Origin of the sequence: Microbacterium flavescens, assembly GCF_018588945.1 — a bacterium.
GTDB classification, from domain to species: domain Bacteria; phylum Actinomycetota; class Actinomycetes; order Actinomycetales; family Microbacteriaceae; genus Microbacterium; species Microbacterium flavescens.
The window spans coordinates 358,445-373,196 of sequence record NZ_JAFIWA010000003.1 but is presented as its reverse complement, the minus strand read 5'-3'; the positions used below and the strand labels follow the sequence as shown (position 1 = coordinate 373,196).

Genomic DNA, 14,752 nt, shown 5'->3' with positions numbered 1-14,752 from the left:
CTCCCCCGTGAACATCGACGGCCTCGAGTGGGCGGCAGGCCGCGGCATGGGGGCTCTCGCCGAGAAGATGGGCATCGAGTTCACCGAGTTCTCGGTCGAGCGCTGCGTGGCGACGATGCCGGTCGAGGGCAATACCCAGCCCGTCGGCCTCCTCCACGGCGGCGCCTACGTCGTGCTCGGCGAGTCGCTCGGATCGATGGCCGCGAACCTCCACGCCGGCCCCGGCCGGCTCGCCGTCGGAGTCGACATCAACGCCACGCACACGCGCTCGGCGACCTCCGGGATCGTGACGGCCGTCTGCACGCCGGTGCACCTCGGCCGCACCATCACGGTGCACGAGATCGTCGTGTCCGACGATCAGGGGCGCCGCTGCTCGACGGTCCGCATCACCAACCACGTGATGGCCCGACCGAAGGAATGAAGAAAGCGGATGCCTCGGCCGAGGCATCCGCTTCATTCGAACTCGGGTCAGCCCTTCTTGGGCGCGAGCTGCTCGATGATCGCCTTGGCGACGTCCTGCATGGTGAGGCGGCGGTCCATGGACGCCTTCTGGATCCAGCGGAACGCCTCGGGCTCGGAGAGGCCCATCTTCTCGTTGAGGAGGCCCTTGGCGCGGTCGACCAGCTTGCGGGTCTCGAAGCGCTCGACCATGTCGGCGACCTCGGCCTCGAGCGTGATGATCTGCTCGTAGCGGGCGAGGGCGATCTCGATCGCGGGCAGCAGGTCGTTCGGAGTGAACGGCTTGACGACGTAGGCCAGGGCACCTGCCTCGCTGGCGCGCTCGACGAGCTCCTTCTGGCTGAAGGCCGTCAGGAGCACCACGGGGGCGATGTGGTTCTTGCTGAGCTTCTCGGCCGCGGAGATACCGTCGAGCTGGGGCATCTTGACGTCCATGATCACGAGATCGGGCCGCAGGTCGGTCGCGAGCTGCACGGCGGTCTCGCCGTCACCCGCCTCGCCGACGACGTCGAAGCCGTTGTCTCGGAGGATCTCGACGATGTCGAGTCGGATCAGCGACTCATCCTCCGCCACGACGACTCGACGGGGGGTGGAGGTCTGCGCTCCGGGGGTCAGCTCCTGCTCAGTCACCTTTGAATCCTACGGTATGGTCAATCGCGGACGCGCGGGACGCCGCGCGAGCCGGTGTGGCGGAATGGCAGACGCGACCGACTCAAACTCGGTTGCCCGCAAGGGCGTGTGGGTTCGACTCCCACCACCGGCACTCCCCCGCCCCGGATGGGGCTTCGTCGTCAGAGCCGGTCGGCGACCGTCGCGGCGACCGTCAGCCACGCATCGCGCGTCTCCGCCGACAGCGCGTCGAAGTCGATCGGTCCGCCGTCGACCAGTGACGGGTCGAACGGGGCGATGACGACGCCCGAGGTGACCTGCTGGAAGTGGCGCGACAGCCGCGCCTCGAGACGCCGGTCGGGACGCGAGGACGGTGCGGTCAGGACGGTCACCGCGGTGTCCACCTTGTCGCCGAAGCCCTTCTCGCGCAGGCCGTCGAGCAGCCACGCGGCGCTGGCGGCGGTGTCCTCGCGCACCGTGGAGACGATGACGAGCTGGTCGGCGGCGGCGACGGACGCGACCCAGTTGGAGGCGCGCATGTTGTTGCCGGTGTCGACGATCATGAGCCGGTAGTACCGGCGGAGCAGCGCGTGGAGGCGGTCGAACGCCGTGGCATCGATCGTCGAGGACGCGGCGGCGTCCTCGTCCGACGCGAGCACGTCGAACCGCGCGTCGACCTGCGTGCGCACGTAGGTGTCGAGCGCGGCGAGCCCGGAGCCGTCGATGCTCGAGAACCGGTCGAGGTCCTCGAGCAGGTCCACCGCCGTGTGGTGATGCGGAGCGTTCTGCGCACGCCAGCCGAGCGTCCCGCGGGTCTCGTTGTTGTCCCACGCCAGAGTGGCGCCGCCGCGCAGCGTTCCGAACGTCGCCGCGAGCAGGAGGGTGCTCGTCGTCTTGTGCGCGCCGCCCTTCGGGTTCAGCACGACGATCGTGCGCGGCGCATCGAGCCTGCGCTGAACCCTCTTCTCGCGGTCCAGGCGAGACCGCTCGGCCCGGCCCGGAGCGGGCGAGATGGCACCGCCGGTCGCGCGGCGCACCGCGCTCTGCCAGCCCGACATCGCGCGAGGGCGATCGCCGTCGTTGCGCGAGTCGAGCAGGTCCTGCACCGTCGGCTTGCCTGCGCCGCGCGAGGCGGCAGCGCTGCGCGTCGGCGCGGAAGGCAGGGTGGCCGCCGGCGTGGCGGCGACGGGCGCAGCGGCAACCGGCTCAGCCCCAGCAGTCGGCGCCGCCGGCTCCAGCGACTCCGCGTAGCTGCCGTCGGGGTTCACGATCAGCGGCCAGCGGGACGCCCCCTCGACGAGGGTCGCGCGCGCCGGCTCGCCTGCGGAAGCCGCCAGCAGCCGGATCTCCTCGACCACCCGGTCGCGCAGTGCGCGGCTGTCGGGGGCGACGAGCTCCTCGACGTCGGTGCCGACATGGACCTCCGCGACGGTGCTCGACAGAATGTGCACCGTGGCTTCGGGCATGCGTGCGGTCATCGGTTCTCCTCCAGGAGAGAGGTGCAGGTGCAGGTGCCGGCGCTCGCGCGCGCGGCAGGGCGCTCCGCTCGAACGCCTCTACTACGGTAACCGACGGCTCCTGGGAGTCTCCGGGCCGGCCACGGTGCGCCGGGCCCGCGTCACGTGCGAACGAGCGGATGCCTCGGCCCGAGGCATCCGCTCATGTTCGGCGGCTACGCGCCGAAGTATTGATTGCCGAGCGCCTTGCTCTTGAGGGCGTCGAACTCGCCCTGCGTGATGGTGCCGGCGTCGAGGAGGGCCTTGGCCTTCGCGATGTCCTCGGCAGGGCTCGCCGAAGCCGAGGGCTTGTAGTCGTCGTACTCGGGCGCGCTCACGTACTGCGCGCGGGCGCGCTCCGCCATGCCCGACCCGCGCGAGATCACGTAGACCAGCGCCGTCAGGAAGGGCACGAACACCAGGGCGATGATCCACAGCGCCTTGAGCCAGCCGTTCAGCTTCTCATCGCGGAAGAGATCGGTGATGACGACGATCACCACGTAGATGTACGCGACGAACCAGAAGATCCACAGCAGCCACCAGAAGAAATCCATGCGAGGGCCTCCTGCCCGAGAAACGGAGCGGTCGCGCTCAGCATAGTGAGCGCGACCGGTCCGTGCGGGCTTTTCCGACCTACAGTTCGTCGGACTGGTAGATCGGAGCCTTGCCGTGGACCGCATCGCCGATCTTGTGGATGCGGATGTCGTTGGTGGAGCCGATGATTCCGGGAGGGGATCCCGAGATCACGACCACGCGGTCGCCGACCTTCGCGAGATCGTTCGACAGGAAGTAGTCGTCGACCTGGATGAACATGCGGTCGGTGTGCGCGACGTGCTCGACGAGGGCCGACTGCACGCCCCAGGTGAGCGCCATGCGGCGGCGGATCGCCGGCTCGGGCGTGAACCCGATCATCGGGATGCGGGGGCGCAGCCGCGACATGCGGCGGGCCGTGTCACCCGACTCGGTGAAGATGCAGAGGTACTTCGCCTCGACGAACTCGGCGACCTCGAGCGCGGCGAGGGTGATCGCGCCGCCCTGCGTGCGCGGCTTGGTCATGAGCGGCTGGATGCGCTCGAGTCCGTGCTCCTCGGTCGATTCGACGATGCGGGCCATCGTCTCGACGACCACGACCGGGTACTTGCCCACGCTGGTCTCGCCCGAGAGCATGACCGCGTCGGCGCCGTCGAGCACGGCGTTGGCGACGTCACTCGTCTCGGCACGGGTCGGCACGGGGTTCTCGATCATCGACTCGAGCATCTGGGTCGCGACGATGACCGGCTTGGCCATGCGGCGGCAGAGCTCGACGGCGCGCTTCTGCACGATCGGCACGGCCTCGAGCGGCAGTTCGACGCCGAGATCGCCGCGGGCGACCATGATGCCGTCGAAGGCGTCGATGATCTCCTCGAGGTTGTCGACGGCCTGCGGCTTCTCGATCTTGGCGATGACCGGGATGCGGCGGCCCTCTTCGGCCATGATCACGTGGACGCGCTGGACGTCCTTCGCGTCGCGGACGAACGAGAGCGCGATGACGTCGGCTCCGGCACGCAGGCCCCAGCGGAGGTCGGCTTCATCCTTGTCGGACAGTGCGGGCACGTTCACGGCGACGCCGGGCAGGTTGATGCCCTTGTTGTTCGAGACCGGGCCGCCCACGATGACCTTCGTCGTGACGACGGTGCCGTCGGTCTCGACGACCTGCACGCGGACCTTGCCGTCGTCGATGAGGAGGAAGTCGCCGGCCTTGACATCGTTCGGGAGGCCCTTGAAGGTCGTCGAGACGATCTCCTTGGTGCCGAGGATGTCGTCGACCGTGATCTTGAAGATGTCGCCGGCGGCGAGGTCGTGGGGTCCGTTCTCGAACTTGCCCAGGCGGATCTTCGGACCCTGGAGGTCGACCAGGATGGCGACGGCGCGACCTGCGTCGTCGGCGGCCTTGCGCACGTTGGCGAAGTTGTTGTCGTGGACCGAGTAGTCGCCGTGGCTCAGATTGAAGCGGGCGACATCCACGCCGGCGTCGATGATCGCGCGAACGCTCTCATAGGTCGACGTGGCGGGGCCGAGGGTTGCGACGATTTTGGCGCGTCTCATCCGTGTGTATTCTCCGGGTGGTTTTCGAGGGCGAGTGCCGTGGCCAGCCTACGCGGGCTGCAGGCCGATAGCGACATCGTGGGGGCGGACAGGGGCGGGCAGGTGGGTTTGGCCCATCAGGAAGGCGTCGACGCCCGCGGCGGCCGCGCGGCCCTCCGCGATCGCCCACACGATCAGGGACTGCCCGCGACCGGCGTCGCCGGCCACGAACACCCCGGGGGCGGTCGTCTGGTAGTCGTTCTCGCGGTGGACGTTGCCGCGTCCGGTGAACTGCGCGCCGAGCTGCTCCTCGAGCAGGGTGCGCTCCGGACCGGTGAAGCCCATGGCGATGAGCACCAGATCCGCGGGGATCTCTCGCTCGGTCCCGCTCTTGGGGACCCGGCGGCCGTCGACGAACTCGGTCTCGGCGACGCGCAGCGCGCGTACCTCGCCGGCGCCGTTGCCCAGGAACTCGACGGTGGAGGCGAGGTAGGACCGCTCGCCGCCCTCCTCGTGCGCCGACGACACCTCGAACAGGGTCGGCGCCATCGGCCACGGCTGGTTCTCGGGACGCTCGCCGGGAGGGCGGCGCCCGATCGCGAGATTCGTGACGCTCAGCGCACCCTGACGGTGCGCCGTCCCGACGCAGTCGGCACCGGTGTCGCCGCCGCCGATCACGACGACGTGCTTGCCTTCGGCGGAGATCTGGTGCGCGACCGCATCGCCCGCGATCGCCTTGTTCGACTCGACGAGGTACTCCATGGCGAAGTGCACCCCGGCGAGGTCGCGACCGGGGATCGCGAGCTCGCGCGGGATCGTGGCACCGGTCGCGATGACGACGGCGTCGTACCGCGCGCGCAGGTCGCTCCAGGAGATGTCCTTGCCGATCTCGACACCGGCGCGGAAGCGCGTGCCCTCGTCCCGCATCTGGCGGAGTCGCGACTCGAGGTGCTTCTTCTCCATCTTGAAGTCCGGGATGCCGTAGCGCAGCAGTCCCCCGATGCGGTCGTCGCGCTCGAACACGGCGACGGTGTGGCCCGCGCGCGTCAGCTGCTGAGCGGCGGCGAGACCCGCAGGGCCGGAGCCGACGACCGCGACCGTCTTGCCGGTGAGGCGCCCGGGTGGCTCGGCCTCGACCCAGCCGTGAGCGAACGCCTCGTCGATGATCGAGACCTCGATCTGCTTGATCGTGACGGCGGGCTGGTTGATGCCCAGCACGCAGGAGCTCTCGCACGGAGCCGGGCACAGCCGGCCCGTGAACTCCGGGAAGTTGTTGGTCGCGTGCAGGCGCTCGATCGCAGAGCGGCCCTCACCGCGCCACGTGAGGTCGTTCCACTCCGGGATGAGGTTTCCCAGCGGGCAGCCCTTGTGGCAGAACGGCACGCCGCAGTCCATGCAGCGGCCGGCCTGACGACGCAGGACGGCGGAGTCGCCCGGCTCGTAGACCTCTTTCCAGTCCATGATGCGCACCGGCACGGGCCGCCGCGGCGGCAGCTCGCGCTCGGTGACCTTCAGAAAGCCTTTCGGGTCAGCCACCCGTCACCTCCAGGATGCGGTTCCAGACGACATCGCCGTCGGGGTCCAGCCCCTCGGCGACGGCGTTCTGACGCGTCTCGAGCACCGCGGCGTAATCGCGCGGCAGGACGCGGATGAAGTTGTCGAGCTCGTTGTCGAAGTCGGCCAGGAGTGCCGCGGCGAGCGTCGACTCGGTCTCGGCGACGTGCTGCTCCAGCAGGTCGCGCAGGATCTCGGCGTCACCGGAGCCGAGCTCGCCCAGCACGAGCTCGCCGGTCGCGAGTGCCTCGCGGTTCACGAGCTTGCGGTCGAGCCTGTACACGTACGCGGTTCCGCCGGACATGCCGGCGCCGAGGTTGCGGCCCGTCGCGCCGAGGATGACGGCCAGGCCGCCGGTCATGTACTCGAGCGCGTGGTCGCCCACGCCCTCGACCACGGCAGTCGCACCCGAGTTGCGGACGAAGAACCGCTCCCCCACGACGCCGCGCAGGAACAGCGTGCCCTGGGTCGCGCCGTAGCCGATCACGTTGCCGGCGATCACGTTCTGGGATGCGTCGAAGGTCGCGCCGCGCGGCGGGCGCACGACGATCTGACCGCCTGAGAGTCCCTTGCCGACGTAGTCGTTCGAGTCGCCCTCGAGGCGCAGCGTGATGCCCGCGGGCATGAAGGCGCCGAAGGACTGCCCGGCCGAGCCGGTGAGGTTCACCACGATGCTGCCCGACGGCAGCCCGTTCTCGCCGCGTTCACGCGTGACGTAGTGGCCCAGCAGCGTGCCGACGGCGCGCTCGGTGTTGCGGATGGGGAGGTCGACCGTCAGCTCGCCGCCGTTCGCGATGACGTCCTGGGCGAGCTCGATCAGCGGCACGTCGAAGTGGTCCTCGATCTCGTGCAGCTGGGCGGTGGTGTTGCGCCGGGGCTCGTCGTCGGCGAACGCAGGGCCCTCCAGCACGGGCGAGAGGTCGAGGCCGCTCGCCTTCCAGTGCTCGACGGCTCCGTTGATGTCGAGCAGCTCACTGTGGCCGATGGCCTCGTCGAGTGAGCGGAAGCCCAGCTCGGCGAGGTACTCGCGGACCTCCTCGGCGATGAACTCCATGAAGTTCACGACGAACTCCGGCTTGCCGGTGAAGCGCTCGCGCAGCACGGGGTTCTGGGTGGCGACGCCGACGGGGCACGTGTCGAGATGGCACACGCGCATCATGATGCAGCCCGACACGACGAGCGGCGCCGTGGCGAACCCGAACTCCTCGGCACCGAGCAGCGCGCCGATGATGACGTCGCGGCCGGTCTTGAGCTGGCCGTCGACCTGAACGACGACGCGGTCGCGCATCCCGTTGAGCATGAGCGTCTGCTGCGTCTCGGCGAGACCCAGCTCCCACGGCGTGCCCGCGTGCTTGAGCGAGTTCAGCGGGCTGGCGCCCGTGCCGCCGTCATGACCCGAGACGAGGATGACGTCGGCCAGGGCCTTGGCCGTGCCCGCGGCGACGGCCCCGATCCCGGACTGGCTCACGAGCTTCACGTGGACGCGTGCGCCGGGGTTTGCGCGCTTCAGGTCGAAGATCAGCTGCTTGAGGTCTTCGATCGAGTAGATGTCGTGGTGCGGCGGCGGCGAGATCAGCCCCACGCCGGCTGTGGCGTGACGGGTGCGCGCCACCCACGGGTAGACCTTGGTCGGCGGCAGCTGTCCGCCCTCGCCGGGCTTCGCGCCCTGGGCGAGCTTGATCTGGATGTCGTCGGCCTTCGTGAGGTAGAGGCTCGTGACGCCGAACCGGCCCGAGGCGACCTGCTTGATCGCACTGCGGCGCTCAGGGTCGAGCAGGCGGTCGACATCCTCGCCGCCCTCGCCGGTGTTGGACTTCGCGCCGAGGCGGTTCATCGCGATGGCGAGCGTCTCGTGCGCTTCCTTCGAGATCGAGCCGTAGCTCATCGCACCCGTGGAGAAGCGCTTGACGATCGACGAGACCGGCTCGACCTCGTCGATCGGAACCGGAGCGCGGCCGGCGGTCTTGAGCTTGAACAGTCCGCGGAGGGTCTTGAGCTCGTTCGCCTGGTCGTCCACGAGCTTCGTGTACTCGCGGAAGATGTCGTAGCGACGCGACCGCGTCGCGTGCTGCAGCCGGAAGACGGTGTCGGGGTTGAACAGGTGCGGAGAGCCGTCCCGGCGCCACTGGTACTCGCCGCCGGTCCACAGCCGCTCGTGCGCGCGCACCGCGGCATCCTCCGGGTAGGCGTACGCGTGGCGCGCCGAGTTCTCGGCGGCGATCACGTCGAGCCCGACGCCGCCGAGCTTCGACTCCGTGCCCGTGAAGTACTTCGCGACGAACCCCCCCGACAGCCCGACCGCTTCGAACACCTGGGCGCCCGCGTACGACGAGACGGTGGAGATGCCCATCTTCGACATGATCTTGAGAACGCCCTTGCCGAGCGCGTAGATCAGGTTGCGCACGGCCTTCTCGGGGGTCAGTCCCGTGATGTACCCGGCTCGCACGAGGTACTCGACCGTCTCCATGGCGAGGTACGGATTGACGGCGGATGCCCCGTACCCGATCAGCGTCGCGACGTGGTGCACCTCGCGCACGTCGCCCGCCTCGACGACAAGACCGCACTTCATGCGCGTCTGGTTGCGGATCAGGTGGTGGTGCACAGCGGCGAGCATCAGCAGCGACGGGATCGGGGCGAGGTCCTTGTTCGAGTCGCGGTCTGAGAGCACGATGAACTCGGCGCCGTCCTCGATCGCCTGGTCGACCTCTTCGCACATCTGCGCGAGACGCTTCTCCATGCCCTTGTGCCCCGCCTCGACGCGGTAGAGGCCGCGGATCGTGACCGAGGTGCGGCCCGGCAGGGCGGTATCGATGTGCTGGATCTTCGCGAGCTCGTCGTTGTCGATCACCGGGAAGTCCAGGGTGACCACACGGGTGTGGTCGGGACCCCACTCCAGCAGGTTCCGCTCGGGGCCGAGACCCAGCGAGAGCGACGTGACGACCTCTTCGCGGATCGAGTCGAGCGGCGGGTTGGTCACCTGCGCGAACTGCTGGGTGAAGTAGTCGAACAGCAGGCGGGGTCGCTCGCTGAGCACGGCGACTGGGGTGTCGCTGCCCATCGCGCCGAGCGGCTCGGCTCCGGCCTGCCCCATCGGGGTCAGGAGGATGCGCACCTCCTCCTCGGTGTAGCCGAAGGTGCGCTGACGCCGCGTGATCGACGCGATCGGATGCACGATGTGCTCGCGCTCGGGAAGTTCGGCGAGGCGGACGCGACCGGAGTCGAGCCACTCCTGCCACGGCTCGAGCTCGGCGAGCTGACGCTTGATCTCGTCATCCTCGATGATCCGCCCCTGCGCGGTGTCGACCAGGAACATCCGGCCCGGGCGCAGGCGCCCGCGGCGCTTGATGCGCTCGGGAGCGAAGTCGAGCACGCCGGTCTCGCTGCCGATCACGACGAGTCCGTCGGTGGTCTCGGTCCAGCGGCCGGGGCGGAGTCCGTTGCGGTCGAGGGTGGCCCCGACCAGCGTGCCGTCGGTGAAGATCAGCGCCGCCGGGCCGTCCCAGGGCTCCATCTGCATCGAGTGGAACTCGTAGAACGAGCGCAGCTTCGGGTCGATGTCGGCCTGCTTCTCATAGGCCTCCGGCACCATCATCATGATCGCGTGCGGCAGACTGCGGCCGGTGAGCGTCAGGAGCTCGAGCACCTCGTCGAACGAGGCCGAGTCGCTGGCGCCGTCGGTGCAGATCGGCAGCAGCGGGCTGATGTCGCCGAGGAGCTCGGACTCGAGCTGCGACTGGCGGGCGCGCATCCAGTTGCGATTGCCGTTCACGGTGTTGATCTCGCCGTTGTGGGCGAGCATGCGCAGCGGCTGCGCGAGCGGCCACGACGGGAAGGTGTTGGTCGAGTACCTCGAGTGCACGACGGCCAGCTCGGAGGCGAAGCGCTCGTCCTGCAGGTCGGGGTAGAACGGCTCGAGCTGCAGGGTGGTGACCATGCCCTTGTAGCCGAGGGTGCGCGCGGAGAGCGACACGAAGTAGGCGTCGAGCTCGGTGCGGGCGCGCTTGCGCAGCCGGAACGTGCGGCGGTCCAGCGCGATGCCCGAGAGCGCGGGCGCATCGCCGACCGCCGGGCGCGATACGAAGAGCTGCTCGAAGACGGGGCGCGCCGCGAAGGCGAGCTTGCCGAGGTTCTCGTCAACCGTGGGCACCTCGCGCCAGCCGAGCACGGTGAGGTTCTCGGATGCCGCGATCCGCTCGATGCCGGCCTTCTGCGCCGCGCGCGCCTCATCGTCGCGGGGCAGGAACACCATCCCCGCCGCGTATTCCCCCACCGGGGGCAGGTCGAAGCCGACGACCGCCCGCAGGAAGGCGTCGGGCATCTGCGTGAGGATGCCCGCGCCGTCGCCCGTGCCGGCGTCCGACCCGATCGCCCCTCGGTGCTCGAGGTTGCGCAGCGCGGTCAGCGCCAGGTCGATGATGTCGTGACCTGCCTCGCCGCGGAGCGTGGCAACCATCGCCAGACCGCAGGCGTCCTTCTCGAAGGCGGGGTTGTACATGCCCTGCTTCGCAGGGAAGCCGGACATCCCGCTGTTCCGGGTGCTCGCCTCCGAAGAGACGACGCGACGGGGGCTCGAAGCCATACCAACCGTCCTCACATTGATGCTCAAGATGGGACGACGTCGGCCCTGTGCTAGTCGAACTGCACGTGCTAGCTGTTCAGCATGCGTTATTTCGTGGCGGGGGTGCTTGTGGCGGTGCCTTCGACGGACTCGGACGACGGGGGATCGCTGACGTCGACGAAGTCGTCGGTGTCCTGCGATTGTACAGCCTGTCCGGCGGTCCACTCGCGGCCGGACACATAGGGCGACGGCTCGTAGCCGGGGTGACGGCGCTTCTGCACGAAGAAGATCGCCAGACCCAGGATCACGCCGAGGATCGCGGCCCACACGTTGGTGCGCAGACCGAGGAAGATGTCGCTCGGGTCGATGCGGATCGACTCCCACACGATGCGCCCGCCGCTGTACCAGACGAGGTAGAGGCCGAACAGCCGACCCCACTGCAGGCGGAACTTGCGTCCGGCCCACAGCAGCACGACGACGCCCAGCAGGTTCCAGACCACCTCGTAGAGGAACGTGGGGTGGAAGAGCGTGCCCTCGGGCAGGCCGACCGGCCAGGCCGGGTTCGGGTAGTCGATCTCGAGGCCCCACGGGAGGTCGGTGGGCAGCCCGAACAGCTCCTGGTTGAACCAGTTGCCGAATCGGCCCATCGCCTGTGCCAGCAGCAGCCCGGGGGCGAGCGCGTCCGCGAACGTCCAGAAGCGGATGCCGGTCCAGCGGCAGCCGAGCCACGCGCCGATCGCGCCGCCGATGAGGGCGCCGTAGATGGCGATGCCGCCCTCCCAGATGTACAGCGCCGAGAGCGGGTTCCTGCCCTCGCCGAAGTAGAAGTCGAAGTGGGTGAGCACGTGGTAGATCCGCGCGCCGATGATCGCGAGCGGGACTGCCAGCAGTGAGATGTCGATGACGACCCACGGCTCGGCACCGCGCCTGGTCAGGCGGTGGTTCGTCAGGAAGACGGCGGCGATGATCCCCGCGATGATGCACAGCGCGTAGAAGTGGATCGTGAGCGGGCCGAGCTGGAACTGGCTGACGTCAGGGCTCGGGATGCTGGCGACGACGCCCTGGGCGAGGCTCTGTGCGGCGGAGATCATGGGCGATCGAATCCTTGCTGGTGGGGAGGTCGGCGGCGAGCCGACGTGAGAAGTCTAATTCGCGGTGCGGACCGTGCCTGCGGCGAGGGCGCGAGCCGCCTCCGCGAGCCCGTCGAGGCCGCCCTCGCGCAGCGCGCGCACGAGTGCGGTGCCGACGATGGCGCCGTCGGCGTAGCCGAGCACGCCTGCGACCTGTTCGGCGTTGGAGATCCCGATGCCGACGCACGCATGAGCCGAGCCGCGCTCGCGCAGACGCCCGACGAGCGTGCGGGCCGCAGCGTCCAGCTGCGCCCGCTCCCCCGTGATCCCCATCGTCGAGACGGTGTACACGAAGCCGGTCGAGTTCTCGACGATCAGGTCGAGGCGCTCGTCGGTCGACGTCGGCGCCGCGAGGAAGACCCGGTCGAGACCGGTGCGCTCGCTCGCCGCGATCCACTCGGCTGCCGACTCCGGCGTGATGTCGGGCGTGATCAGCCCGGCGCCTCCCGCTGCGAGGAGGTCGTCGGCGTAGCGGTCGACGCCGTACTGCAGCACGGGGTTCCAGTACGTCATGACGAGCACGGGGACCTCGACGCGTCGCGTGATCTCCGCCACGGCCGTGAACGTGTCGCGCAGGCGGAACCCTCCGGCGAGAGCAGCCTGAGTCGCCTCCTGGATGACCGTGCCGTCCATGACAGGGTCGGAGTAGGGCGGGCCGAGTTCGAGGACGTCGGCGCCGTTCTCGGCCAGGGTGACCGCCGCGTCGATGCTCGTCTGGAGGTCGGGGAAGCCGAGCGGGAGGTAGCCGATGAAGGCTCCGCGTCCGTCGGCGTGTGCCGCGTCGATCGCGGCGGCGACGCGCGAGGTCACAGCTTCTCCCCCTCGCCCTTGGCGGCGTCGTCGTGGGGTGCGGAGGCTGCGGTCGCGGCATCCGTTCCCTTGTCATACAGCTCGAAGTAGCGCGCGGCGGTGTCCATGTCCTTGTCGCCGCGTCCGGAGAGGCACACCGCGAGGATCGCGTCGGGTCCGAGCTCACGTCCGAGGCGCAGCGCGCCGGCCAGGGCGTGGGCGGACTCGATGGCGGGGATGATCCCCTCCGTCTCGGAGAGCAGGCGCAGCGCCTGCATGGCCTCGTCGTCGGTGGCGGGGATGTACTCGGCGCGTCCGATCGAGGCGAGCCACGCGTGCTCGGGGCCGACGCCGGGATAGTCGAGGCCCGCCGAGATCGAGTGGGACTCGATCGTCTGGCCGTCCTCGTCCTGCAGCACGAACGTCTTGGAGCCATGCAGCACACCGGGGCGTCCGCGTTCGATGGATGCCGCGTGCCGGGACGTGTCGACCCCGTCGCCCGCCGCCTCCACGCCGTAGAGCCTGACGCCCTCGTCGTCGAGGAACGCGTCGAACATGCCGATGGCGTTCGAGCCGCCGCCCACGCACGCGATCACCGCGTCGGGAAGGCGTCCGGCCTCTTCGAGCAGCTGCGCGCGCGCCTCTTCGCTGATGACCTTCTGGAAGTCGCGGACCATAGCGGGGAACGGATGCGGACCGGCCGCCGTCCCGAAGATGTAGTTCGTCGTCTCGACGGTGGCGACCCAGTCGCGGTAGGCGTCGTTGATCGCGTCCTTCAGGGTGCGCGAGCCGGTCGTCACCGGCACGACCTCCGCGCCGAGAAGCCGCATGCGGGCGACGTTGAGGGCCTGTCGCTCGGTGTCGACCTCTCCCATGTAGATCGTGCACTCGAGACCGAACAGGGCGGCCGCCGTGGCCGTGGCGACCCCGTGCTGACCGGCGCCCGTCTCAGCGATCACCCGCGTCTTGCCGAGGCGACGCGTGAGGAGCGCCTGGCCGAGCACATTGTTGATCTTGTGCGAACCGGTGTGGTTGAGGTCCTCGCGCTTCAGGAACACCCGCGCACCGCCCGCGTGCGCGGCGAAGCGCTGCACCTCGGTGATCGGCGACGGACGGCCGGCGTACGTGTGCAGCAGCCGCACGAACTCCGCCTGGAACTCGGGGTCAGCCTTGGCCGCCTCGTACTCGGCGGTCAGCTCGTCGATCGCGGCGATGAGCGACTCGGGCATGTAACGGCCGCCGAAGTCGCCGAAGAAGGGGCCGGATGCCTCACGAAGACTCACTGGGACTCACTCCGCTCGTTCAGTGCAGCGTGCGCTGCGCCGGCCTCCAGAAACGCCTGCAGGGTGGTGACCGGGTCGTTCGTGACGAGCGCCTCGCCGACGAGGACGACGTCCGCGCCCGCGGCGCGGTAGTGGGCCACGTCGGCCGGAGCGAGCACCGCCGACTCGGCGACCTTGACGGCACCGGCAGGGATGCGATCGGCCAGCCGCCCGAACAGGTCGCGATCGAGGGCGAAGGTCGAGAGGTCGCGCGCGTTGACGCCGATGAGGCGAGCGCCGACGTCCGCGGCGCGGTCCACCTCGTCGGCGGAGTGCGTCTCGACGAGCGGTGTCATCCCCAGCTCGAGCGTGAGCGCGTACAGCCGCGCCAGGACGTCCTGCGGGAGGGCTGCGACGATGAGGAGCACGAGGTCGGCGCCCGATGCGCGGGCTTCCAGCACCTGGTACTCGGTCGCGATGAAGTCCTTGCGGAGCACCGGCAGGCCTACCGCGCCCTTGACCGCCTCGAGATCGGCGAGGCTGCCCTTGAACCGGCGACCCTCGGTGAGGACAGAGATCGCCGATGCGCCGCCCTCCTGGTAGAGAAGGGCCTGGCGGGCAGGGTCGGGGATCGCGGCGAGATCGCCGCGCGACGGGCTCGCGCGCTTCACCTCGGCGATGATCTTGACGTGATCGGCGGGGGCGAGGACGGCGAGGGCGTCACGCGCGGACGGCTGTGCGTGCGCGGCTGCCTCGACGGCGGCCAGCGGCCGCACCGAGGCGCGCGCCTCGGCATCCTCCACCGCGCCGGCCGTGAGGTCGGCGAGCATG

Annotated in this window: 11 protein-coding genes and 1 tRNA gene; 2 read left to right on the top strand and 10 right to left on the bottom strand. The window is 69.7% G+C overall.

All coding sequences use genetic code 11. The features are described from left to right. The first annotated feature begins 46 nt into the window (after positions 1-46). The gene (locus JX005_RS08675; RefSeq protein ID WP_214467167.1) at positions 47-421 is read left to right on the top strand and encodes a hotdog fold thioesterase; all 375 of its coding nucleotides are present in this window, start codon (positions 47-49) and stop codon (positions 419-421) included. A gap of 47 nt (positions 422-468) precedes the next feature. On the opposite strand, the gene JX005_RS08670 is transcribed toward JX005_RS08675, so the two are convergent. Further along, entirely contained in the window at positions 469-1,089 is a 621-nt protein-coding gene (locus tag JX005_RS08670; RefSeq protein WP_214467081.1) for an ANTAR domain-containing response regulator, read from the bottom strand. A 50-nt stretch (positions 1,090-1,139) separates the two neighbouring features. Here JX005_RS08670 and JX005_RS08665 point away from each other — a divergent pair. Then, a tRNA-Leu gene (locus JX005_RS08665) sits at positions 1,140-1,222 on the top strand. Positions 1,223-1,250: 28 nt separating this feature from the next. On the opposite strand, the gene JX005_RS08660 is transcribed toward JX005_RS08665, so the two are convergent. From JX005_RS08660 to trpC, 9 genes are all read right to left on the bottom strand, one after another. Then, on the bottom strand, positions 1,251-2,546 hold the full coding sequence (locus tag JX005_RS08660) for a MinD/ParA family ATP-binding protein (RefSeq protein ID WP_214467080.1): 1,296 nt from the start codon (positions 2,544-2,546) through the stop codon (positions 1,251-1,253). Positions 2,547-2,740: 194 nt separating this feature from the next. Then, complete coding sequence (locus tag JX005_RS08655; protein ID WP_214467079.1) at positions 2,741-3,118, bottom strand: SHOCT domain-containing protein; 378 nt, start codon at positions 3,116-3,118, stop codon at positions 2,741-2,743. A gap of 79 nt (positions 3,119-3,197) precedes the next feature. Next, complete coding sequence (gene pyk / locus JX005_RS08650) at positions 3,198-4,649, bottom strand: pyruvate kinase (RefSeq protein WP_214467078.1); 1,452 nt, start codon at positions 4,647-4,649, stop codon at positions 3,198-3,200. A gap of 48 nt (positions 4,650-4,697) precedes the next feature. Continuing rightward, positions 4,698-6,164: a glutamate synthase subunit beta gene (locus JX005_RS08645; RefSeq protein ID WP_214467077.1), complete on the bottom strand. Its 1,467-nt coding sequence runs from the start codon at positions 6,162-6,164 to the stop codon at positions 4,698-4,700. Next, positions 6,157-10,761 (bottom strand): glutamate synthase large subunit, encoded by a 4,605-nt coding sequence (gene gltB / locus JX005_RS08640; RefSeq protein WP_214467076.1) that lies wholly within the window; start codon positions 10,759-10,761, stop codon positions 6,157-6,159. Before gltB ends, JX005_RS08645 begins: the two co-directional genes overlap by 8 nt. 86 nt (positions 10,762-10,847) lie before the next feature. Beyond that, positions 10,848-11,831, bottom strand: coding sequence for a prolipoprotein diacylglyceryl transferase (lgt, locus tag JX005_RS08635; protein ID WP_214467075.1), 984 nt, complete (start codon positions 11,829-11,831; stop codon positions 10,848-10,850). Positions 11,832-11,885: 54 nt separating this feature from the next. After that, complete coding sequence (gene trpA, locus JX005_RS08630; protein ID WP_214467074.1) at positions 11,886-12,680, bottom strand: tryptophan synthase subunit alpha; 795 nt, start codon at positions 12,678-12,680, stop codon at positions 11,886-11,888. Then, on the bottom strand, positions 12,677-13,942 hold the full coding sequence (trpB, locus tag JX005_RS08625) for a tryptophan synthase subunit beta (protein WP_214467073.1): 1,266 nt from the start codon (positions 13,940-13,942) through the stop codon (positions 12,677-12,679). Before trpB ends, trpA begins: the two co-directional genes overlap by 4 nt. Beyond that, positions 13,939-14,751 carry an indole-3-glycerol phosphate synthase TrpC gene (gene trpC / locus JX005_RS08620; RefSeq protein ID WP_214467072.1) on the bottom strand — a complete coding sequence of 271 codons (813 nt, stop codon included), beginning with the start codon at positions 14,749-14,751 and terminating at the stop codon, positions 13,939-13,941. Before trpC ends, trpB begins: the two co-directional genes overlap by 4 nt. Between the last annotated feature and the right edge of the window lies 1 nt (position 14,752).

Bases quoted from the DNA above. Each gene is read 5' to 3' on its own strand.
- trpC (WP_214467072.1), bottom strand. From the start codon at position 14,751: ATGCTCGCCGACCTCACGGCCGGCGCGGTGGAGGATGCCGAGGCGCGC.
- JX005_RS08660 (WP_214467080.1), bottom strand. From the start codon at position 2,546: ATGACCGCACGCATGCCCGAAGCCACGGTGCACATTCTGTCGAGCACC.
- gltB (WP_214467076.1), bottom strand. From the start codon at position 10,761: ATGGCTTCGAGCCCCCGTCGCGTCGTCTCTTCGGAGGCGAGCACCCGG.
- pyk (WP_214467078.1), bottom strand. From the start codon at position 4,649: ATGAGACGCGCCAAAATCGTCGCAACCCTCGGCCCCGCCACGTCGACC.
- JX005_RS08655 (WP_214467079.1), bottom strand. From the start codon at position 3,118: ATGGATTTCTTCTGGTGGCTGCTGTGGATCTTCTGGTTCGTCGCGTAC.
- JX005_RS08675 (WP_214467167.1), top strand. From the start codon at position 47: ATGGGGGCTCTCGCCGAGAAGATGGGCATCGAGTTCACCGAGTTCTCG.
- lgt (WP_214467075.1), bottom strand. From the start codon at position 11,831: ATGATCTCCGCCGCACAGAGCCTCGCCCAGGGCGTCGTCGCCAGCATC.